A 21,955-nucleotide genomic window follows, 5' to 3' on the forward strand; every position below is an offset into this window, starting at 1 on the left:
GAGTCCGTCTCGGGGTCGCCTCCTCCCGAAGCCTCATCCCTGCCACCACGTGAGGTTCAAGTGGGATGCTGTCGGGCGGCAGATAGGTGCAAGGGGAAGGCATCCGGTGGGCGGCGATACGAGACCTGCGACCCGCGACTCCGCACAGCACACCGGGACCGGGCACCGCGGTGCCGTCGTCGCCGCCCTGATGCTGTCGATGGCGCTGGCCGCGCTGGACTCCACGATCGTCTCCACCGCGGTCCCGCAGATCGTCGGGGACCTCGGCGGCTTCTCCTACTTCTCCTGGCTCTTCTCCGGCTATCTGCTGGCCGTGACGGTCACACTCCCCGTCTACGGCAAGCTCTCCGACACCTTCGGGCGCAAGCCGGTGCTGGTGGCGGGCGCGGCGGTGTTCCTGCTGGGCTCGCTGCTGTGCGCTCTCGCGTGGAACATGGGGGCGCTGATCGCCTTCCGGATCGTGCAGGGCCTCGGCGGCGGCGCGCTCCAGGGCACGGTGCAGACGCTCGCCGCCGACCTGTACCCGCTGAAGGAGCGCCCCAGGATCCAGTCCAAGCTGTCCACGGTGTGGGCGCTGTCCGCGGTCGCGGGGCCCGGTGTGGGCGGCCTGCTGGCGGCGTACGCGGACTGGCGGTGGATCTTCCTGGTCAACCTGCCGGTCGGGGCGGTGGCGTTGTGGCTGATCGTGCGTCATCTGCACGAGCCGGAGCGGGAAACGCCTCCCACGCGCGGGAGCGTCGACTGGGCGGGCGCCCTCGCGGTGTTCGCCTGCGGCGGCGTCCTGCTGACGGCGCTGGTGCAGGGCGGGGTGGCCTGGCCCTGGCTGTCCGCGCCCTCGATCGCCCTGTTGAGCGCGGGACTCGCTCTCGCGGCAGTCGTGGTGCTGGTGGAGCGCCGGGCGGCGGAGCCGATCATCCCGGGCTGGGTGTGGCGCCGCCGCACGATCGCCGCGGTGAACCTCGCACTCGGCGCGCTGGGCCTGCTGATGGTCGCCCCGACCGTCTTCCTGCCCACCTACGCCCAGTCCGTCCTGGGCCTCGGTCCCGTGGCCGCCGGATTCGTGCTGTCCGTGTGGACGCTCAGCTGGCCGGTGTCGGCCGCGTTCAGCCAGCACGTGTACCGCAGGATCGGCTTCCGTGACACCGCGATGCTCGGCATGGGAATGGCGGCGCTGATCCTGTTCGCCTTCCCCTTCCTGCCGTACCCGGGGCAGGCGTGGCAGCCGGCGCTGCTGATGCTGCTGCTCGGCGGGGCGCTCGGGCTCTTCCAGCTCCCGCTGATCGTGGGCGTGCAGTCGACGGTTGGCTGGTCGGAGCGCGGGACCACCACGGCATCGGTGCTGTTCTGCCGGCAGACCGGGCAGACCATGGGCGCCGCGGTGTTCGGCGCCATCGCCAACGGCGTGCTCGCGGCACGTCTCGGCGGGGCGGGCGACCTGGACTCGGTCACGCGCGCCCTCGACTCCGGTACGGCGGACTCCGGTACGGCGACGGAGGCGACCCGGCACGCCATCGCGGACGCGGTGCACGCGGTGTACCTCGGCGCGGCCTGCGCGGCGGCGCTGGCGTTCCTGGTGCTGCTGTTCCTGGCGCCGCGGAAATTCCCGGTGCTGGCGGACTGAGCCCGCCTACCCTGTGCCCCATGGTGAGGCTGGAACGGCTGCGGGACGACCACGCGCGCGTGCTGCTCGCGTTCGAGCGGGAGAACCGCGCGTACTTCGCCCGGTCGATCCCGGACCGCGGGGACGACTACTTCGCGGACTTCGCCGCCCTGCACGCCGACCGGCTGGCCGAGCAGGCCACCGGCCTCTGCCATTTCCACGTCCTGTTCGACGACGAGGACCGGCTGATCGGCCGTATCAACCTCGTGGACGTCGAGGACGGCTGCGCGGAGCTCGGCTACCGCGTGGGGGAGAGCGCGGCGGGCAGGGGCGTGGCGACGGCGGCCGTCGGGGAGATGTGCCGGCTGGCGGCCACGGCGTACGGTCTCACGGCCCTCACCGCGCGCACGACGCTGGACAACCACGCCTCGCGGACCGTCCTGGAGCGCAACGCCTTCGCGCCGACGGGTGAACTCGTCGTCGGCGGACGCCCGGGCATCGCCTTTCACCGCGCGCTGGCGCCCTCTCCACAGCTGTGAAAAGTCGGAGTTAACGGGGGTAACACCCGAGGTCAGAGCGGGCGGAACGAAAGTAAGCGCATACCGACCACTCAGTTCGCCGAAACCCTCGCGCAGGTGGCTACCAACAAGTAACGTGCGTCACCCGCTCAACCGCCCCCCACCTCCCTGCGGTCCGCCACCGGACCCGAGCCGCCATGCAAGGAGCACGGGATGTCGCACCATCCGTCCCCCCACCATCCGTCCGCCCACGATCCGTTCACCTACCCCTGGCAGCCACCCGCGCCCGCCGAACCGCCCCCGCACCGCGCACCACGCCATCCCCCGCTCGGGCACCACAGCGATCTGCGGATCCTGCGCAGCGCCTACCGCTGGCAGCGGCGCACCGCCACGCTCACCGCGCTCGGCTACTTCGTGCTGTTCCTCGTCCTGTCGGCCGCCGCGCCGTCCTTCATGACGAGCACGGTCACCAGCGGTCTGCCCACCGGGCTGCTCCTCGCTCTGGTCCAGCTCCCCGTGACCTGGCTGGCGATCGCCCTGTACGAGCACACCGCGCGCCGTTACGTCGACCCGCTCGCGGACCGCATCCGCCGGCAGGCCGAGGTGGACGCCCGGCGCGGGGAAGCGGTGGGCCGATGACCTCCCAGTTCAGCGGCGACACCCAGACCATGTCCCTGGTGGCGTTCTCCGCCGTCGTCACGATCACCCTGCTGCTGTGCGTGATGACCGGCCCCGACCGGGACGACCTGGACGAGTTCTACACCGGCTACGGGTCCCTGTCCCCCATGCGCAACGGCCTGGCCATAGGCGGCGACTACATATCCGCCGCGACGGTGCTCGGCACGACCGGCGTCATCGCCCTGTACGGCTACGACGGCGTCGTCCTCGCCCTCAGTACCGCCCTGTCGCTGATGCTGCTGATGTTCCTGCTGGCCGAACCCCTGCGCAACGCCGGCCGGTTCACCATGGGCGACGCGCTCGCCCGCCGGATGCCCGGCCGCGGCGTGCGGATCGCGGCCTGCGCCGTGACGATCGCCGCGCTGCTGCCGCTGATGCTCGTCCAACTGGCCGGCACCGGCCAGCTGATGGCGTTCCTGCTCGGCTTCTCCAGCGACTCCCTGAAGACGGGCTGCATCATCGGGCTCGGCGCGCTGATGATCAGCTACGCGGCGATCGGCGGCATGAAGGGCACCGCGCTCATCCAGATCCTGAAGATGGTCATGCTGCTCGGCTCGGGCGCCGTCGTCGCCGCACTGGTGCTCAGCCGGTTCGACTGGGACCCGGGCGCCCTGTTCGACGCGGCCGCCGAACACAGCGGGGTGGGCTCCGCCTTCCTCAACTCCGGCCTCCAGTTCTCGGGCGGCCCCCACGGTGGCCTGGACATGGTCAGCTCGCAGCTCGCCGTCGTCCTCGGCGGTGCCGTGCTGCCGCACGTCACCATGCGCACCTACACCGCCGCCAGCGCCCGCCAGGTGCGCCGCTCCATGTCCTGGGCGGTCTCGACGGTGGTGCTGTTCGTGCTGGTCATCACCGTCGTCGGCTTCGGCGCGACCGCGCTGATCGGGCGGTCGGTGATCGCCGAGGCCGACCCGCAGGGCAACACCGCCTATCTGCTCGGCTCGCGGGCCGCGTTCGGGGCCGAGGTGTCCACGGCGGAGACCTTCCTGTTCACGACGGTCACCACGGCGATCTTCCTCACCGTGCTCGCCTCGGTCGCCGGAATGATCCTCGCCTGCGCCAACTCCCTCGCCCACGACGTGTTCGCCACACGGCTGCGGGAGCTGTCGGGCCGCCGCGAGATGATGCTGGCGCGGCTGTGCGCGCTGGCGGTGGGGGTGCCGACGATCCTGCTGGCCACGATGGTCCAGCACCGCAGCCTCCAGCCCCTGGTGACGCTGTCGGTGTGCATCGGCGCCTCGGCCATCGCGCCCGCCCTCGTCTACAGCCTCTTCTGGCGCCGCTACACCCGAACGGGCCTGCTCGGCACGCTCATCGGCGGCACGCTGGTGGTGCTGCTGCTGATGCCGGGCACCAATCTGGTCTCCGGGTCGCCCTTCTCCGCCTTCCCCGAGGCGGACTTCAACTGGTTCCCGTTCACCACGACCGCTCTGGTCTCCGTCCCGGCCGGGTTCCTGTTCGGCTGGCTCGGCACCGTGGCGTCGGGCCGCCACAAGGCGGAGGAGCAGCGTCGTCAGTACGAGGCCGTGGAGGGGTGGATCCTGGCGGGGGCGGTACGGCGACGGGGGTGAGGAACGTCGAAGGGGCGCGCCCGGCGCTCGGGCACGCCCCCGCCACCATTGCGTCGTCTGCTCGGCCTACTCCGCCGCCGCCCGCCCCGTCAGGGTGATGAGACTGTTGCGCACGTGGTCCATATGGGCGCGTACGTCGTCCCAGCGCTCCCCGTGCTCGCGCAGCACGCGCTCGGTCTCGCGCGCGATCCGTTCCTCGTGCACGCGCGCCCCGGCGATCACCTCCGCGGCCCGCGCCCGTGCCTCCTCCTGGCGCCGCCGCGCGGCCCCCTCGGCGTCGGCCAGTGCCTGCTTGGCGTCCGAGAGCGCGGCCTCCGCGCGGGCTACCTGTTCGGTGTGCCGAGCCTCGGCGGCGATCGCGCGCGCCTCGGCCTCCCGCTCGAACCCCTCCCACCGCTCGGCGAGCTCCTTGGCCTGTTCGGCGAGCATGCCCGTGGTGCGCTGGCGCATCTCGCGCAGGGCGGCGAGCGCCTCGCCCCGGCTCTCCTTGACCTCACGGCGGGCCGCGATCCGGATCTCGTCCGCCTCGGCGCGCGCCGCGAGCAGGCGCTGGCGGGCGCGTTCCTCCACCTCGGCCCGTACCTCGTCGGCGTGCGCCTGTGCCGCGTCGCGCACGTGGTCCGCGTGCGCCTGCGCCTCCTCCGCGAGCCGCCGCGCCTCCTGGCGGGCGCCCTCGCGCAGGGCGGCCGCCTCCTCGACGCCCAGCTGGAAGATGCGCCGCGCGCGCTCCCCGAGCGCGTCGTACGTCTGCGGCGCGAGCCCCGCCACGGTCTCGCGCAGCCGAACCGCCTCCGCCTCCATCTCCTTGGCGAGCACGGTCAGCCGGGCGGCGCGCTCCCAGGCGGCGTCGCGGTCCTGGGAGAGTGCGGCGGCGTACGCGTCGACCTGTTCGGGACGGTAGCCACGCCCTCGTACGGCCGTGAAGCCGTAGGGCGGGACCGGTGTGCCGCTCATGCGGGAACCCCTCTCCATCAGACGGACGCACAATCATGATTTCGCGGACATCTTGATGGATCGAGAAGAAAGGTTCATAACGCGACACTCCGGGCCAAGGTCACGCGCGCCACTCTTCGGCGGTACCCAGGAGGCCCGGTCCGCGCACGCAGAAGCCGGGCCCGGTCACCTGACCGAACCCGGCTCCACGCGTGCGTGCCCGCCGCTCAGCGGCGGTGCGTCACAGCAGTCCGTCCCACATCTGCTCCAGCAGGACCGACCACCAGCTCTCCGCCGAACCGAGCGCCGCCGGGTCCAGGGAGGCCAGCTGGGCCTGGAAGTCGACGGTCCAGCGACCCGCCTGCTCCTGGTTCAGCCCGAACCTGAGCCGCCACATCCGGCCGAGCAGCGCCAGGCAGCGCTGGAACTCGGGCAGCCCGGTGTTCACGAACTGCGGCGGCACCGGAGCACCACCCGGACCGGCCTCCACCGGTACGGCGACGATGTTCGCCGTCCCGTACTGCACACAGATCGCCCGGCCGAAGTCGCTGCCCATCACCAGGTACGACCCCGCGTCCGGGGCCGGCTGCACCCCGCGCTCGGCCGCCAGCTCCGCCAGCGTCGGCACCGGCCGCCCCGGCTGGGCCTGCGCCCAGAAGAAGGGGCCCATGTCCATCGGCAGCCCCGCCGCGACCAACGAGTGCGCCACGACCGGCGGAACGCCCTGCCGGGACACCGCGGCCTGCTCGAACCGGAAGATCCCCGGCCCGAACGCCCCCGCCAGCTCCTGAGCGATCCCCTCCGGCGGCAGCGGCGGCGCGGGCTGCACCTGCGGCAGCGGCGCCCGCACCGGCGCGGGCCGAGCGGGCCCGTCCGCCACCTGGTGCAGCTCACCCTGGTGCGCCAGCAGCTGGCTCATGCCCTGCTGCCGGCTCGCGTGGTCCGTGCCGTACGGCGCGATGCTCGCGATCCGCGCCTGCGGCCACTGCTCCCGGATCATCCGCGCGCAGTAGGCGCCCGGCAGCTCGCACGACTCCAGCTCGGTGTGCAGCTCCAGGACCTGGTCCGGCGGCACGTTCATGGCGCGCAGCTCGTGGAAGATCTGCCACTCCGGGTGGGGCGTGCCCGGCGCCGAACGCCGGATCAGCTGCTGCTCCGACCCGTCCTGCGCGCGGTAGCGCAGCACGGCCTGGTAGCCCGGGCCCACGGTCGGCAGACCGGTGGGCTGCTGCGGATAGCCGTACGCCGGAGGCTGCTGACCGGGCATCGGCTGCCCGGGCGGCGGCATCGCGCCGGGCGGCATCGGCGGCTGGGGAGCGCCCGGCGCCGTACCGGGGGCGCCCGGAACACCGGGTGCGCCCGGGGCGTGCGGTGGCGCAGGCGTGCCGGGGCCGCCCACCGGGGGCGCGGACAGCACGGTCTCCGCGTGGTGCACGGCACCGCGCCTCCCACCGGGAACCCCGGGCGCGCCCGGGGCACCCGGGGCGCCAGGGGGCTGCGGCGCGCCGGGAGCGCCAGGTGCGCCCGGAGGGTGTGGTGCGCCAGGCGGGTTCGGTACGCCCGGGGCGCCAGGCATTCCAGGCGCGCCCGGAGGCTGCGGCGCGCCTCCCAGCTGGCTCGGGTCCGCCAGCATCGTCGCGGCATGGTGGACACCGCCCGGAGGCGTGCCGCCGGGCGCGCCCGGCGCACCAGGCGGCTGGGGGGCGCCCGGCGGAGTCGGTGCGCCGGGGGGCGTCGGGGCGCCCGGACCGGCAGGCCCCTCGGGCCCGTCGGGGCCGAGCGCCGAGACCAGTTGCGTGGGCACGTACCCGCCCGCCGGAGTTCCCGGCGCGCCCGGCCCGGACGGCGCGGGCGGCGGCGTCGCACCACCCGGTCGCGCGCCCGGCGCTCCCGGGGCGCCCGGCGGAGGCGGCGGGGTCGCCCCGCCCCGACGCGGCGGAGGCGCCGCCTTGCTCGTCGCGGCGTCGGCGATGTCCCCGGCGTTCGGCGCGAGCGGCCGACCCGGCGCGCCCGGCGCCCCGTCGGCGGCACCCGGGCCGCCCGGGTGACCGTAGGAAGGCCCTGCCCCCGCGGGCGGAGGCGTGGCACCCGGCACAGGGGCACCCGGAGGGGGCGTGCCCGGCACACCCGCACCACCGGCGCCGCCCTGCGGATACCCGTACGCCGACACACCCGGCGCGGGCGTACCGCCCGGCACCCCGTGGGCAGCCGGCGCACTCGGCGCACCAGGAACCCCGGGCGACGGAGTGGCCGTCCCACCAGGCGCGCCCGGCACTCCGGACGCCGGCGTACCGGCGGACGCACCCGGCGCGTTCGGATCGCCGAGCGCCGGCGCGACCGTCGTCCGCGGAAGCTGGCTGCCCCCCGACATCAGCGCCGTCTTCGCGTCCGGCGCGGCAGGCGGCGGCGTGCTGTCGTCGACCTCGCTCAACGGCGGCGCGAACACGGTCGCGGGCAACGGAACGGAACGGTCGTCACCGGCGTCCCCGTTCGTATCCGTACCGGCCCACGGCGTCGCCCCCGCCGGAGCCCCCGGAACCCCCGGCGCACCCGAGACACCGGGCGCCCCCACGGAAGCCCCAGCGCCCTCCTGCACCCCGGCACCACCACCGTCACGACTCCCGCCGGCGTCCGGCCAAGCCGCGTTCCCCCCGGCAACAGGCGCCCCCGGCGCGGGAGTCGGCGCACCACCACCGGCCGCAGCCCCAACACCGGCACCGGCACCCGCGCCGGCACCGGAAGCAGAGACACCCGAACCCGGCACCCCGGCCTGCGTCTCCGGAAGCGCCCCCGCCGCAGAGCCCACCGAGCCCGAACCCGCCGCGCCCCCCGAGGTGTCCCCACCCCGGCGCCCGGGAATCCCCAGCTGATCCGCCGCCTCCTGCAACCACTCCGGCGGCGTCAGCAAGAACGACGTCTGGTTCAGATCCACCCGCGCCGGAGCCGCCGGCGCCGGTTCGGGCGCCGCGTCGGGAAGGCCGTACTCCTCCTCGTACCGGCGGATCACCTCGCCCACCGGCAGCGACGGCCACAGCGTCGCCTCGCCACTGTCCCGGGCGATGACCAGCCGCTGCCCGCCACCGTCCGAACGCGGCCCGTCCGGCCGGTCCTCGGCCCACACCACGAAACCGAGCTCGAACTCCCGCACCCGCACCTCGCGATGCTGATACGACGGCACATCGCCGTTGACCCACTCCTCCGCGCGCTCCTGCGCCTGAGCGAACGTCACCATCGCGAAACTCACTCCCCCGACACGGAATCGGACACCGGCACGGCATGCGCGAAGCCACCGTCGACCATCAGGTTCGCCACCGTCTCCAACTCCGGCGGAGAACCGGCGAGACGGGACAGGAACGCGTCGAAGTCCTCCCCGCAAGGCAGCAACAGCCGCTCCACCCGCTCAGCCGGAGACCACGCCGGATCGACGTCCCGCGCGTCGTCGTACGCGCAGAACCACACCGAGCCGACCCGGTCGCCCTTCACCTTCACGGCCAGCAGACCGCCCTGCACGAAGCCGACGCACAGATAGTCCTTGGTCAGATGGTCACGCAGGCACTTGTTGACGTACACCAGGTCATTGACCGCCGCCTCGTCCCGCACCGTGAAGAACGGCTGGTCGATCAGCAGCCCCAACTCCGCGTCCAGCGCCGTCCCCACCGGCGCACAGCCACCCGCCGCCTTCAGGAACGACCGGTACGCGCCCGGCAGCCGGTACCCGAGGTCCTCCTCGACCCCCAGCACCTGCGACTCGCTCACCGCCACACCCGACTTCGGCAGACCCACATGCGCCGGACGCGTCTCCTGCAACGGACGCGTGCCCCGCTTGTTCTGGTCCACCGCCGACGTGGCGATCCCGCCATGATGCCGCAACAGCGCCTTCACCTCGACCGGGACCAGCTCGAGCCGGCGCGAGCCCACCACGTGATGCCAGGTCCAGCCGTGCGGCGTCGCCACCGACGGCACCGTGTCCCACAACTCGTGCCCGGTGGCCGCCAGCGCCGCGTTCGCCGACACGTAGTCCGTCAGGCGCAGTTCGTCGACACCGAACCCCTCCGGCGGCTCCGCGATCTCCGCGGCCGCCCGCGCGTACGGCGAGAAGTCGGGATAGCCGTGCTCGTCGACCCGCACCCCCCTGGGGTGACGGGCGGCCCGGACCGGGTCCGGGAAATGCACGACCTGCCCGGCATAGGCCGCGTTCGGCGGCGCGGCTTGCTGCCCGAGCCGACCTGTCGTCATGGCGGTTGCCCCCTGCGGCGTTCTGGACGGCACGCAATGACCCTCCTCGGCCCTTACGTCCCGTATCGACTTCTCTCCACGCGTCAACCGCATGGATCGCGGTGCCGACAGCCTATGCGGTACGACGACACCGGTCACCGGGCGGCGGTCAGGGCCCTTCCGCTTCCGTGACCAGCCGTCACCCCACCGTGACAGGGCGCCCAAACCCGGGCGTGTCGCACCGCCCCAGCTTCCGCACGAGCCACGCCATTTGGCACTCTGTGTCGTCCGGGGGGATGCTCGGGAGGGGATGACGATCATGAACGCGACACAGACGGGACCACACGGGGGCCCGAAAACCGGCCCGTCCGGACCCGGCTTGTCCGGCGACCCCCGCGTCGGCTGGAGCGCCACCGAGGCCCCGCCCGCCCCCACCCTGCGCCACCGCCGCGACGGCATACTCCCCACCGTCGCGGCCGCCCTCTCGGTCCGCGGCGCCACCCTCACCGGCACCGCCGCCCGCGGCGACCAGCCGCCCGCGCTGCACCCCCTCGTCCAGGACTTCCTGGACACCCTCACCAGCGCCCAGCGCGACCGCTTCACCGGCCGCTGCGCCGAGACGATCCTCATCTCCCGGCACCTCACCAACGCCGAGGCCGCCCGCAGCAAACGTGCCGCCCGCAAACCGATGACCAACGGCGAGGCCCGCAAGGCCCTCAAGCAGGCCAAGCTCACCGCCCGCCGCATCCGCGAGGACGGCGACCCGCTGCACGGCAGCTTCGCCACCCCCTGCCGTGCCTGCACCGCCCTCAGCGCGCACTTCGGCGTCCGGGTCGTCGACCCCGCCACCGCCGACGACTGACACCGGGCCCCCAGGCCGGCGGCACACCACCCACCACCGCCCAAGACCTACGGCGACCGCGCCTCCCAGACACCCGCACGAACGAGGGCAGATGCACCCGGACCGCACCTCCACCACCCGCTTCCCCGTGCCCGTCGACGCCGCCCTGCGCACCGCCGGCTGGCAGCCCGGACGCTGGGACATCAAGCAGGCCGAGATCTGGGCCGACACCCTGCGCGAGCACACCTCCCCCGCCGGCCACCGGCACACCGTCTTCCCCGCAGCCGTGGAGGCCTGGGCCGAGTTCGGCGGACTGCACATCACCCCACCCGGACCGGGCCGCCAGGTCGCCCCCGCCGCCGTCCACCTCGACCCGCTGCACGGACTCCACATGGCCCGCACCCTCGGCGACCTCGGCCGCGCCCTCGACACCGAGGTCTGCCCCCTCGGCACCGAGACCGACAGCCACGCCCTGCTCGCCATCGACACCGACGGCCGCGTCTACACCCTCGACCACACCGGCGACTGGTACCTCGGCCACGACATCGACACGGCCCTCACCACCCTCGTCGCGGGCACGGCACCAGTACGCCTCACAGCGCCGTAGGGCCGCAGGGCCCGCACCCAGGACTCACGGCCCGCAACCCGCGCGCTCACGCCGCAACCCGCGCGCTCACGCCGCCGGAATCACCGCCGACACCCGGAACCCCCCGGCATCCGTCGGCCCCGACACGAACACCCCACCCAGCGCGGAGACCCGCTCCTTCATCCCCACCAGGCCGTTGCCCCCCGACGGCAACCGCGCCGAGGACGCCGACGCCACCTCCGGCGGCGGCTCGTTCTCCACCTGCATCGCGATCTCCGACACCCGATGGGCCAGCCGTACGTGCGTCTTGGCGCCCGCCGCGTGCTTGTGCACGTTCGTCAGCGCCTCCTGCACCACCCGATACGCCGTCTGCTCCACCTCGGGCGCATAACCGCGTACGTCGCCCTCGACCGACAGATCCACCACCATGCCCGCCGCCGCGGACTGCCCGATCAGCTCGTCCAGCTCCGAAAGACACGGACCCTCGCCGTCCTCCGCCGCCCGCGAGGCCACCGCCGCGGCCGCCGCGGCCGCCGCGCCCACCGCCGCCAGCGGCACCGCCGGACGCCGCTCGGCCGGACCGTCGGACCGCAGCACCCCGAGCATCTGCCGCAGCTCCGTCAACGCCTGCCGCCCCATGTCACCGACCAGCGCGGCGTTCTTGACGGCCTTCTCCGGATCCTTGCGCGCCACCGCCTGCAGAGCCGCCGCGTGAACGACCATCAGACTCACCCGGTGCGCGACCACGTCATGCATCTCCCGCGCGATCCGCGTCCGCTCCTCGCCCCGCGCCCACTCGGCCCGCTCCTCCGCGCGCTCCGCGAGCAGCTGCAGCTCCCGCTCCAGACTGTCCGCCCGCTCCCTGAGCGACTCCATCAGCCGCCGCCTGGCCCCCACGTACAGCCCGAGCAGCAGCGGAGGCGCGGTCATCCCCAACGAGATGGTGATCGCGCCGAACGGCACGAACCAGTCCCCGAACTGCAGATCGCCCTGATCCACGCCCTGGCGCAGCCACACGAACGTCACGATCAGCATCCCGACCGTCGCCATGCCCGCCAGCGCCCCGATGATCCTCCGGGGCAGCTCCGAGGCGGCCAGCGTGTACAGGCCGACGACGATCATCAAAAAGCCCATCTGGGCCGGCATCACGGCGATCGACACGAGCACGACGGCGATGGGCCACCGCCGCCGCACGACCAGCACCGAACCGGCCAGCACCCCGAACAGCACACCCACGGCGCGCGGGATCCCCGCGTCCTCCGCGAAGCCGAACCCCTTCGCCCCGCACTCCAGCGCGGAGACGACCGCCAGGCCTATGTCCAACGCCGCACTACGCCACCTCGCCCACCACCACGGCCCTGCCTGGGCCCCGGCGTGGTCTTCCCCCGTCGTGGTCATGCCTCCAGCCTACGGGCGTGGGACGCGGCTTTTCCGGTGAGTTTCCGGGACTGGCCTACACCACCCCGTGTGACGGACCGAGCGCGAATCCGCCCGAAATCCCTCGAACTGCTGAATCGCTCACCGTTCGACCCCGGAAGATCAGATTCCGCCCCGACGGTATGCCTATGGCACATCCACACGGCAAATACGCGGACTTCGAGGAGCTGCGGGAGCGGGCGGTGGCGCTCCGGCGGGCGGGCTACAGCCTTCGGCAGATCCGCGACGAGTTGAAGATCTTCAACAACGACCTCCTCAACCGACTCGTGAAAGGAGAACCGCCACCGCAATGGACAAAGCGACCGAACGCCAAGGACGACCTACGGGCCAAGGCACGGGAGCTACGGCTGCAGGGCTGGACGTACGACCGGATCGAGGCGGAGCTGGGGTGCTCGAAGAGCTCGATCTCGCTGTGGGTACGGGATCTGCCGAAGCCGGAGCGCAAACGCAGCCCCGAGGAGGCGTCGTCCGCCGCCAGGCGCGGCTGGGAGGTCACCCTGCAGCGGCGCGAAGTGGAGCGCCAGCACACAAAGGCGTCAGCCGCAGAGGAAATCGGAGAGTTAACCGACCGCGAACTGTTCATCGCCGGAATTGCGCTCTACTGGGCCGAGGGCACCAAGGACAAGCCCCACGCGCGACGCGAGCGAGTCACCTTCGTCAATAGCGACCCCCACGTCATCCGCCTGTACCTGGCTTGGCTCACCATGCTCGGGGTTGAGCGCGAGCAGATCCGGTTCCACGTGATGATTCACGAGTCGGCCGACGTGGTGGCCGCCGAGAACTACTGGGCAGACCTGGTCGGCTCGGACTGCAGCTCCTTCGGCAAGACGACCTTGAAGCGGCACAACCCGAAGACCGTGCGTAAGAACACGGGCGCCGAGTATCGAGGCTGCCTTGCGCTCACGGTGCGACAAAGCGCCGAGCTGTACCGTCGCATCGAAGGCTGGTGGTACGGCATAGTAGGGGCTGCCACCGCACCCGATCGGCAATATCGGACATAGCGGTAATCCCGGGTCGTCTAAGGGCAAGACGTCAGATTTTGGTTCTGATCATGGGGGTTCGAGTCCTCCCCCGGGAGCAATTACTCGGTTCGGGTCCTGACTGCCAACAGCTCAGTCAGGGCCCGCTCTCATAACCCCCACGAAACGCCCCGGTATCCTGCGGATGTCCCCCCACCCCATCCCAAAAGCCGAAGGGCAACCCCGTGAGCGCCATTCGCCCGGCAGCCGTCGTCGTTCTCGCAGCGGGTGAGGGCACCCGTATGAAGTCGGCCACACCCAAGGTTCTGCACGAGATCTGCGGCCGCAGCCTCGTCGGTCATGTGCTCGCCGCCGCGCGTGAGTTGCGGCCCGAGCATCTCGTCGTGGTCGTCGGGCACGCCCGGGAGAAGGTCACCGCCCACCTGAACGCGATCGACCCGGACACCCGTACCGCCGTGCAGGCGCAGCAGAACGGCACCGGGCACGCCGTGCGGATGGGGTTGGAGGAGCTCGGCGGTGCCGTCGACGGGACCGTGGTGGTCGTCTGTGGCGACACGCCCCTCCTCACCGGTGAGACGCTGCGTGTCCTCACCGAGACCCACTCCGCCGACGGCAACGCCGTGACGGTGCTGACGGCCGAGGTGCCGGACGCGACCGGGTACGGGCGGATCGTGCGGGACGGGGCCTCCGGGGCCGTGACCGCGATCGTGGAGCACAAGGACGCGAGCGAGTCCCAGCGGGCGATCCGGGAGATCAACTCCGGGGTGTTCGCGTTCGACGGGCAGCTGCTGGCGGACGCGCTGGGGAAGGTCCGGACCGACAACAGCCAGGGCGAGGAGTACCTCACCGACGTTCTCGGGATTCTGCGGGAGGCGGGGCATCGGGTCGGGGCCTCGGTGGCCGCCGATCACCGGGAGATCGCCGGGATCAACAATCGCGTGCAGCTGGCCGAGGCGCGGCGGATTCTCAACGACCGGCTGCTCACCGAGGCGATGCTGGCGGGTGTCACTGTCGTGGACCCGGCTACCACCTGGGTGGATGTCACCGTGACGTTCGAGCAGGACGCCGTCGTGCTGCCGGGGACGCAGCTTCTCGGGGCGACGCATCTCGGTGAGGGTGCCGAGGTGGGGCCGAACAGCCGGCTGAAGGACACGGTGGTCGGTGCCGGGGCGCGGGTGGACAACACGGTCGCGGACGGCGCCCAGGTCGGCGCGGACGCGACGGTGGGTCCGTATGCCTATCTGCGGCCGGGGACGCGGCTGGGGGCGAAGGGCAAGATCGGGACGTACGTCGAGACGAAGAACGCCTCGATCGGCGAGGGGACGAAGATTCCGCATCTCTCGTACGTCGGTGACGCGACCATCGGTGAGTACACGAACATCGGGGCCGCGAGTGTCTTCGTGAACTATGACGGACAGGACAAACACCACACGACCGTCGGGTCGCACTGCCGGACGGGTTCGGACAACATGTTTGTGGCTCCTGTCACGGTCGGGGACGGCGCGTACACCGCCGCCGGGTCCGTGATCACGAAGGATGTGCCGCCCGGTTCGCTGGCCGTGGCCCGCGGTCAGCAGCGGAATATCGAGGGCTGGGTGGCCCGTAAGCGTCCGGGGAGCGCCGCGGCGAAGGCGGCCGAGGTGGCGTCCCGGGAGCCGGAAGGCGAAAGCTGACTGGAAACAGGTGCGTCCGGGACGGCGTACCGTGATAAGTGCACATCCGCACCCACCAGTGAGCCGATCGGTCATGCCCAGTGGCCGGGTCGGTTCGGTGGCCAGCTGAGACACCTCTGAGGAGACAGTGCTGTGACCGGGATCAAGACGACCGGCGAGAAGAAGATGATGTTCTTCTCCGGCCGCGCCCACCCCGAGCTTGCCGAGGAGGTCGCCCACCAGCTGGGTGTCGGGGTCGTCCCGACGAAGGCCTTCGACTTCGCCAATGGCGAGATCTATGTGCGGTATCAGGAGTCGGCGCGTGGTGCGGACTGCTTCGTGATCCAGAGCCACACGGCTCCGATCAACCAGTGGATCATGGAGCAGTTGATCATGATCGACGCCTTGAAGCGCGCGTCGGCCCGCTCCATCACGGTCATCGTGCCGTTCTACGGTTACGCGCGGCAGGACAAGAAGCACCGCGGTCGTGAACCGATCTCGGCGCGTCTGATCGCGGACCTGATGAAGACGGCCGGTGCCGACCGCATTCTGACGGTCGATCTGCACACGGACCAGATCCAGGGTTTCTTCGACGGTCCGGTGGACCACCTGTTCGCGCTGCCGCTGCTGGCGGACTACGTGGGCAAGAAGGTCGACCGCGAGAAGCTGACCGTGGTGTCGCCGGACGCGGGCCGGGTGCGGGTCGCCGACCGCTGGTGCGACCGGCTCGGTGCGCCGCTGGCGATCGTGCACAAGCGGCGTGACAAGGACGTGGCGAACCAGGTGACGGTCCACGAGGTCGTGGGTGAGGTCAAGGGCCGCGTGTGTGTGCTGGTGGACGACATGATCGACACCGGTGGCACGATCTGCGCGGCCGCGGACGCGCTGTTCGCGCACGGCGCGGAGGACGTCATCGTGACCGCCACGCACGGTGTGCTGTCGGGTCCGGCGGCGGACCGGCTGAAGAACTCGCGGGTGAGCGAGTTCGTGTTCACGGACACCCTGCCGACGCCGGGTGAGCTGGCGGGCGACCTGGACAAGATCACGGTGTTGTCGATCGCGCCGACGATCGCGAGCGCGGTGCGTGAGGTGTTCGAGGACGGTTCGGTGACGAGCCTGTTCGACGAGCAGTAGACGAGCCGGGTCGAGGGGCGGCGGGAGCCGCTCGAAGATCCTTTTGGTGCGGCCTCCGCTGCCGAGTAAACTGCTGAAGTTGCTCGGCGAGGGAGGCCGTACTTCTTTGGTACGGCGATCCGTTATCGACGCGCTCTTCGTAGCAGGCCGTTCGTGGCCGGGTGACCTTGTCCGTTTCTCACCCATACGAGGAGTGATCAATATGTCCGAGGTGAAGATCTCCGCCGAGACGCGCACCGAGTTCGGCAAGGGTGCCGCGCGCCGTATCCGTCGTGACAGCAAGGTTCCCGGTGTCCTCTACGGCCACGGCTCGGACCCGCTGCACCTGACCCTCCCGGGCCACGACCTGCTGCTCGCGCTGCGTACGCCGAACGTCCTGATCGCCCTGGACATCGACGGCAAGACCAACGAGCTGGCGATCCCGAAGGCCGTGCAGCGTGACCCGCTGAAGGGCTTCCTGGAGCACGTCGACCTGCTGCTGGTCAAGCGTGGCGAGAAGGTCACGGTCGAGGTCCCGGTCGTCGCCGAGGGCGAGCTGGCCGCGGGTGGCAACCTGCTCGAGCACGTGCTGAACGCGCTGCCGGTCGAGGCCGAGGCCACGCACATCCCCGAGTCCGTCACGGTGTCCGTGGAGGGCCTGGAGGCCGGTGCCTCGGTCCTCGCCAAGGACATCGAGCTGCCGAAGGGCACCACGCTGGCCGTCGAGGAGGACGCGGTGGTTCTCCAGGTCCTGGCCGCGCAGGCCGAGGAGGCCCCGGAGGGCGAGGAGACCGCGACCGAAGAGGTCGCCGAGGCCTGAGCCTGAGCTGTCGGGGCGAACGCCCCGGTGGTGGTTGTTCTCGACCCAGCCGCCGCTTCCGGTCCGGAAGCGGCGGCTGTGGCATATCAAGGAGACATGGACGTGACTTCCGATCCGAGTGCCCCCTGGCTCGTCGCCGGGCTCGGTAATCCCGGACCCGAGTACGCGATGAACCGGCACAACGTGGGGTTCATGGTGGTGGATCTGCTGGCCGAGCGGATCGGGGGGAGGTTCAAGCGGGCCGGCAAGGCGCAGGCGCAGGTCGTGGAGGGGCGGATCGGGCCGCCCGGGCCGCTGAACCGGCGGGTGATCCTCGTGAAGCCGATGTCGTTCATGAACCTGTCCGGTGGGCCGGTGAACGCGCTGCGGGACTTCTACAAGGTGCCGCTCGGCAACATCGTCGCCGTGCACGACGAGCTGGACATCGACTACGGCACCCTGCGGCTGAAGCTGGGCGGCGGGGACAACGGGCACAACGGTCTGAAGTCGATGACGAAGGCGATGGGCCAGGACTATCACCGGGTGCGGTTCGGGATCGGCCGGCCGCCGGGGCGGATGCCGGTGGCCGACTTCGTGCTGAGGGACTTCTCCGGCGCCGAGCGCAAGGAGCTGGACTACTTCGTGGACCGGGCGGCGGACGCGGTGGAGTGCCTGGTCATCGAGGGCTTGGAGCGGGCGCAGGGGACGTACAACTCGTAGCGTCGGGGCCCTCGGTGTGGTGCGCGCCGTCCTTGAAGCGGACGGTGCGGCGGTGGTGGTCGAGCCCTGCATTGACTTTCCGCGAGGCAATGGCCAAAGATCTCGGCCATGCCTACAGCCGTCATGTCCAGCCAGGGCGCCGTGACCGCGCTGCGGTTCGGCCGCGTCGCGGTGATGGGCACGGTCGCGGCGCTGATCCTGATCGCCGGTGTCTGGGCGTCCTGGGGCACCGCCCAGCACGTGATGCTGACCAAGGGGCGCGAGAGCGGTACCGTCGCGGTGACCCGCTGTGCCGGGGACACCTGCACCGGCCCCTACACGCCCCTCTCCCAGGGCTCGCAGCCCCGCGACCGCGTCTCCATCGAGCACACGGCGGCGGTCCGCGAGGGTCGGACGTACACGATCGTCATCAAGCCGGGCAGCGACGACGTGGTCCGCTCCGGGCCCGCCGGGATCCTCTACGCCTGGGTCCCCCTGGGCGGCGCGCTGCTGCTGGCCGCGGTCGTGGTGGCGGGCGGGCTCCGGCGCGCGCGCCCCGCGTGGGCGCTGGCGGGTACCGGGTTCGCGCTGCTCACGGCCGCGTTCCTGACGATGTGACCGTGACGCTGTGAAGAAACCGAGTGTTGTGTCTTCGTGATTGACCTGGAGTCAGGCGCGGCTGGAAGCTGAGCCGCCCCCTCCACATCTTCCCGTCCGAGTCACGAAGATGGACTGCCCATGCGTACCCTCACTCGCGCCGGCGCCGTGTCCGCCGCCGCGGCCCTGTCGCTGGCCCCCGCAGCCCACGCCACCCCGCCCGGGGACAACGGCACCGTGAAGATCCACGACGCCACCACCGACGAGGAGCTCCGCCACAACGAGCCCCATGTCTGCGAGTTCTACCTGGACGCCTTCGGCTTCGACGGCGGCCAGCAGGTCGACTGGCACATCGAGGCCTGGGCCCCGACGGCCGACGTCAAGGGCGAGACCGTGAAGTCCGGCGCCCTCACCCTCGACGCCGAGGGCCATGGCCGTACGAACGACATGACGCTGCCGGACGGCCACTACAAGCTCTTCTGGAACTTCGAGGGCGAGAAGGGCTCCGCCAAGCACAAGGTGTTCTGGACGGACTGCGAGGACTCCGAGGAGACCGGCAGCCCCGCCCCGAGCACCTCCGCGACCCCGTCCACCGAGCCGAGCGCCGGCCCGAGCGCCTCGGAGGGCGCCCCCGCCACGTCCCCGTCCTCGGCCCCCTCGGCCCAGGGCGACACCCCCGGGGGCGACCTCGCCGAGACCGGCAACGGCGCCCCCGTCGGCCTGCTGAGCGCGGTCGCGGCCGCCTTGGTCGGCGCCGGCGGCTACCTGCTGTACCGCCGCCGCAAGGCCTGACCTGGGCGACACGTCGATGCCCCCGAGCCGTGGTGCGGCTCGGGGGCATCGACGTGGGAAGTACCGCCGTACGGCGGGAACCCGTCAGCCGGTGTTGCGCAGGCCCGCCGCGACGCCGTTCACCGTCAGCAGCAGCGCGCGGGACAGCAGCGGATCCGGCTGCTCGCCCGCGGCGGCCGCGTCGCGCTGGCGCTTGAGCAGGGCGACCTGGAGGTAGGAGATCGGGTCCAGGTAGGCGTCCCGGATGGAGAAGGTCTGCTTCAGCACCGGAGCGGCGTCCAGCAGCTCCGCCTCGCCCGTCACCCTCAGGACCTCCCGCACGGTCAGCTCGTGCTCGGCCTTGATGGTGTCGAACACGTGCTTGAGCTCGTCCGGGACGAGGGTGTCGACGTAGTGCTGGGCGATCCGCAGGTCCGTCTTGGCGAGGGTCATCTCGACGTTGGAGACGAAGTTGCGGAAGAAGTGCCACTGCTCGTGCATCTCGTCGAGCACGGTGTCCAGACCCGCCTCGCGCAGGGCCTTCAGACCGGAGCCGACGCCGAACCAGCCCGGGACGATCTGCCGCGACTGGGTCCAGCCGAACACCCACGGGATGGCGCGCAGGCCGTCGAGGGAGACACCCGAGCCGGGACGGCGGGCGGGCCGCGAGCCCAGGTGCAGGTCGGCGAGCTGGTCCACCGGCGTCGAGGCGAGGAAGTACGTCGGTAGGTCCGGGTCCTCGACCAGTCTGCGGTAGGCGGCGTGGGCCGCGTCGGAGACCACGTCCATCGCCGCGTCCCAGCGGGCCAGGGCCTCGTCGGACTGGCGGGGCGCGGTGTGCAGGGCGGAGGCCTGGAGCGTGGCCGCGACCGTCAGTTCCAGGTTCTCCCGGGCCAGCGACGGCACCAGGTACTTGTCGGAGATGACCTCGCCCTGCTCGGTCACCTTGATCTCGCCCTCCAGGGTGCCCCAGGGCTGGGCGAGGATCGCGTCGTGCGAGGGGCCGCCACCGCGGCCGACGGTGCCGCCGCGGCCGTGGAAGAGCCGCAGCCGTACGCCGTAGCGGTGCGCCACGTCACGCAGCCGCCGCTGCGCCCGGTGGATCTCCCACTGCGAGGTGGTGATGCCGCCGAACTTGGAGGAGTCGGAGTAGCCGAGCATGACCTCCTGGACATCGCCCCGCAGCGCCACCAGGCGCCGGTAGGACGGGTCCGCGAGCATGTCCTCCAGGATCGTGTCGGCGGCCTTCAGCTCGTCCGTCGTCTCCAGCAGCGGCACGATGCCGATCTTCGCCCAGCCCGCGTGCAGGTCGATCAGGCCCGCCTCGCGCGCCAGCACGGCGGCGGCGAACACGTCGTCGGCGCCCTGGCACATCGAGATGATGTACGACTCGATCACCTCGGGCCCGAAGACCTCCAGCGCCCGCTTGACGGTCTGGAAGACGCCGAGGGTCTTCTCCCCGGCCGCGTCCACCGGGGCCGGCGACGGGGCCAGCGGCCGCCGGGAGCGCAGCTCCTTGGCGAGCAGCTTGCCCCGGTAGTCGCGCGGCATGTCGGCGTACCGCCACGACTCCTCGCCGAGCCGGTCGAAGAGCTGGCCGAGGGCGTGGTGGTGGGCGTCGGCGTGCTCGCGGACGTCCATGGTGGCGAGCTGGAGGCCGAAGGCGGCCAGCGTGCGGATGGTGCGGTTCATCCGGCCCTCGGCGAACAGCCCGCCCCGGTGCTCCCTGAGGGAGGTCTGGATCAGGGTGAGGTCGGCGAGCAGTTCGGAGGTGCCGAGGTAGTCGCGGCCGTCCTCGTGCGGGATGCCCTTGGCCAGCCGCGTCTTGGTGTTCTCCAGCTTCTGCCGGATGCAGGTGGCCTTGAGCCGGTAGGGCTCCTCGGCGTTGAGGCGCTTGTAGCGGGGGCTGATCTCGGGCAGCCGCTCCAGGTCCGCCTTCAGGGAGTCGAGCAGTTCCTCGGTCGCCCCGGAGTAGCGGATGGAGTTCGACAGGAAGCCGCGCAGCTCGTCGATCATCTCCAGGGCGTCGTTGATGCCGTGCTCGTGCTGGAGGATCAGCACGTCCCAGGTGACCTGCGGGGTGACGTTCGGGTTGCCGTCGCGGTCGCCGCCGATCCAGGTGCCGAAGGTGAGCGGCCGGGTGTCGTCGGGCAGCTTGAAGCCGACCCGCTCCAGCTCGGCGGTGAGGTCCTCCAGGACGTCGCCGACCGCGCCCGCGTGCAGCTCGTCCAGGTAGTAGATGGCGTTGCGGGCCTCGTCGGCGGGCTCGGGGCGGACGACGCGCAGTTCGTCGGTCTGCCAGACGAGGTCGATGTTCTCCGCCAGCCGGGTGTCGTAGCGGCGGCGGTCGGACTCGATGACCGGGGTCTCCAGCAGCGCGGCGATGCGCCGGAGCTTGTTGAGCACCGACCGGCGCGCGGCCTCGGTGGGGTGGGCGGTGAAGACCGGGCGGACGTTGAGGTTCTTCACCGTCGCGCGCAGGTGCTCGGGGTCGGCGTCCTTCAGCCGGTCGGCCGTACGGGAGAGCAGACCCCCCTCGGCGGCGCGCTTGGCGCGCAGCTCGCGGCCTCGGTGCACCTGTTCGGTGACGTTGGCGAGGTGGAAGTAGGTGGAGAAGGCGCGGACCAGCTTGGCCGCGGTGTCGAGTTCGGTTCCGCGCAGCAGCTCGGCGGCGGCCTCACCGTCCTCGCGGGTGAGTCGGCGCACCCTCTCGACCAGCTCGAGGAGCTCTGGACCCTCCTGGCGGACGAGGGTCTCGCCGAGGAGGTCGCCCAGGCGCCTGATGTCGGCGCGCAGCTCACTGCTGGTCGACGTGGTGCTCGTAGTCAGGTCGTCGGCACTGCTCACAGGTGCGGCTCCTTGCAGTGTTGAAGCTCGTCCGGGAGGGGAACCCGAAGGCACGTCTCGCGCGGCGGCTGCCGCATACGGGCCGGACATCCGGGAAGTATTCAGAGCGGACCGCGCT

Annotated in this window: 18 protein-coding genes and 1 tRNA gene; 14 read left to right on the plus strand and 5 right to left on the minus strand. The window is 71.8% G+C overall.

Annotated elements, in window-relative coordinates; all coding sequences use genetic code 11:
* Window positions 1-106 precede the first annotated feature (106 nt).
* From ACWDRW_RS11500 to ACWDRW_RS11515, 4 genes are all read left to right on the plus strand, one after another.
* Window positions 107-1,621, plus strand: coding sequence for an MFS transporter (locus tag ACWDRW_RS11500; RefSeq protein WP_451722224.1), 1,515 nt, complete (start codon window positions 107-109; stop codon window positions 1,619-1,621).
* A 20-nt stretch (window positions 1,622-1,641) separates the two neighbouring features.
* Window positions 1,642-2,139 (plus strand): GNAT family N-acetyltransferase, encoded by a 498-nt coding sequence (locus tag ACWDRW_RS11505; protein ID WP_451722225.1) that lies wholly within the window; start codon window positions 1,642-1,644, stop codon window positions 2,137-2,139.
* A gap of 192 nt (window positions 2,140-2,331) precedes the next feature.
* Window positions 2,332-2,757 carry a DUF485 domain-containing protein gene (locus ACWDRW_RS11510; protein WP_451722226.1) on the plus strand — a complete coding sequence of 142 codons (426 nt, stop codon included), beginning with the start codon at window positions 2,332-2,334 and terminating at the stop codon, window positions 2,755-2,757.
* Window positions 2,754-4,367, plus strand: a complete 1,614-nt coding sequence (locus ACWDRW_RS11515; protein ID WP_451722227.1) for a sodium/solute symporter — start codon at window positions 2,754-2,756, stop codon at window positions 4,365-4,367. Before ACWDRW_RS11510 ends, ACWDRW_RS11515 begins: the two co-directional genes overlap by 4 nt.
* A 66-nt stretch (window positions 4,368-4,433) precedes the next feature.
* Here ACWDRW_RS11515 and ACWDRW_RS11520 read toward each other — a convergent pair whose 3' ends face one another.
* From ACWDRW_RS11520 to ACWDRW_RS11530, 3 genes are all read right to left on the minus strand, one after another.
* Window positions 4,434-5,321 (minus strand): cellulose-binding protein, encoded by an 888-nt coding sequence (locus ACWDRW_RS11520; protein ID WP_451722228.1) that lies wholly within the window; start codon window positions 5,319-5,321, stop codon window positions 4,434-4,436.
* Between the two features lie 220 nt (window positions 5,322-5,541).
* Window positions 5,542-8,532, minus strand: coding sequence for an SUKH-4 family immunity protein (locus ACWDRW_RS11525; protein WP_451722230.1), 2,991 nt, complete (start codon window positions 8,530-8,532; stop codon window positions 5,542-5,544).
* Window positions 8,533-8,540: 8 nt separating this feature from the next.
* Complete coding sequence (locus ACWDRW_RS11530) at window positions 8,541-9,536, minus strand: SMI1/KNR4 family protein (protein WP_451722232.1); 996 nt, start codon at window positions 9,534-9,536, stop codon at window positions 8,541-8,543.
* Between the two features lie 289 nt (window positions 9,537-9,825).
* On the opposite strand from ACWDRW_RS11530, the gene ACWDRW_RS11535 reads away from it, so the two are divergent.
* Together ACWDRW_RS11535 and ACWDRW_RS11540 are read left to right on the plus strand one after the other, a co-directional pair.
* Window positions 9,826-10,377, plus strand: a complete 552-nt coding sequence (locus ACWDRW_RS11535) for a YwqJ-related putative deaminase (protein WP_451722233.1) — start codon at window positions 9,826-9,828, stop codon at window positions 10,375-10,377.
* A 91-nt stretch (window positions 10,378-10,468) separates the two neighbouring features.
* Entirely contained in the window at window positions 10,469-10,963 is a 495-nt protein-coding gene (locus ACWDRW_RS11540; RefSeq protein WP_451722235.1) for an SUKH-3 domain-containing protein, read from the plus strand.
* Between the two features lie 66 nt (window positions 10,964-11,029).
* Here ACWDRW_RS11540 and ACWDRW_RS11545 read toward each other — a convergent pair whose 3' ends face one another.
* Window positions 11,030-12,340: a sensor histidine kinase gene (locus tag ACWDRW_RS11545; protein ID WP_451722237.1), complete on the minus strand. Its 1,311-nt coding sequence runs from the start codon at window positions 12,338-12,340 to the stop codon at window positions 11,030-11,032.
* 167 nt (window positions 12,341-12,507) lie between these two features.
* Between ACWDRW_RS11545 and ACWDRW_RS11550 the strand changes: the two genes are divergently transcribed.
* The 8 genes from ACWDRW_RS11550 to ACWDRW_RS11585 all read left to right on the plus strand — a co-directional run bounded on the left by ACWDRW_RS11550 (window position 12,508) and on the right by ACWDRW_RS11585 (window position 19,011).
* Entirely contained in the window at window positions 12,508-13,380 is an 873-nt protein-coding gene (locus ACWDRW_RS11550) for a hypothetical protein (RefSeq protein ID WP_451722238.1), read from the plus strand.
* 6 nt (window positions 13,381-13,386) lie between these two features.
* Window positions 13,387-13,457, plus strand: a tRNA-Gln gene (locus tag ACWDRW_RS11555).
* A gap of 126 nt (window positions 13,458-13,583) precedes the next feature.
* The gene (glmU, locus tag ACWDRW_RS11560) at window positions 13,584-15,032 is read left to right on the plus strand and encodes a bifunctional UDP-N-acetylglucosamine diphosphorylase/glucosamine-1-phosphate N-acetyltransferase GlmU (protein WP_451722240.1); all 1,449 of its coding nucleotides are present in this window, start codon (window positions 13,584-13,586) and stop codon (window positions 15,030-15,032) included.
* Window positions 15,033-15,164: 132 nt separating this feature from the next.
* A complete protein-coding gene (locus ACWDRW_RS11565) occupies window positions 15,165-16,145 on the plus strand; it encodes a ribose-phosphate diphosphokinase (protein WP_451722241.1) in 981 nt (326 codons plus the stop codon).
* A gap of 202 nt (window positions 16,146-16,347) precedes the next feature.
* A complete protein-coding gene (locus ACWDRW_RS11570) occupies window positions 16,348-16,944 on the plus strand; it encodes a 50S ribosomal protein L25/general stress protein Ctc (RefSeq protein WP_451722243.1) in 597 nt (198 codons plus the stop codon).
* Window positions 16,945-17,040: 96 nt separating this feature from the next.
* A complete protein-coding gene (pth, locus tag ACWDRW_RS11575; RefSeq protein ID WP_451722244.1) occupies window positions 17,041-17,643 on the plus strand; it encodes an aminoacyl-tRNA hydrolase in 603 nt (200 codons plus the stop codon).
* 108 nt (window positions 17,644-17,751) lie between these two features.
* Window positions 17,752-18,240, plus strand: coding sequence for a hypothetical protein (locus ACWDRW_RS11580; protein WP_451722245.1), 489 nt, complete (start codon window positions 17,752-17,754; stop codon window positions 18,238-18,240).
* A gap of 120 nt (window positions 18,241-18,360) precedes the next feature.
* Entirely contained in the window at window positions 18,361-19,011 is a 651-nt protein-coding gene (locus ACWDRW_RS11585) for an LPXTG cell wall anchor domain-containing protein (protein ID WP_451722247.1), read from the plus strand.
* An 84-nt stretch (window positions 19,012-19,095) separates the two neighbouring features.
* Here ACWDRW_RS11585 and ppc read toward each other — a convergent pair whose 3' ends face one another.
* Entirely contained in the window at window positions 19,096-21,837 is a 2,742-nt protein-coding gene (ppc, locus tag ACWDRW_RS11590) for a phosphoenolpyruvate carboxylase (protein WP_451722248.1), read from the minus strand.
* Between the last annotated feature and the right edge of the window lie 118 nt (window positions 21,838-21,955).

Source organism: Streptomyces sp. NPDC003635, from assembly GCF_053587635.1.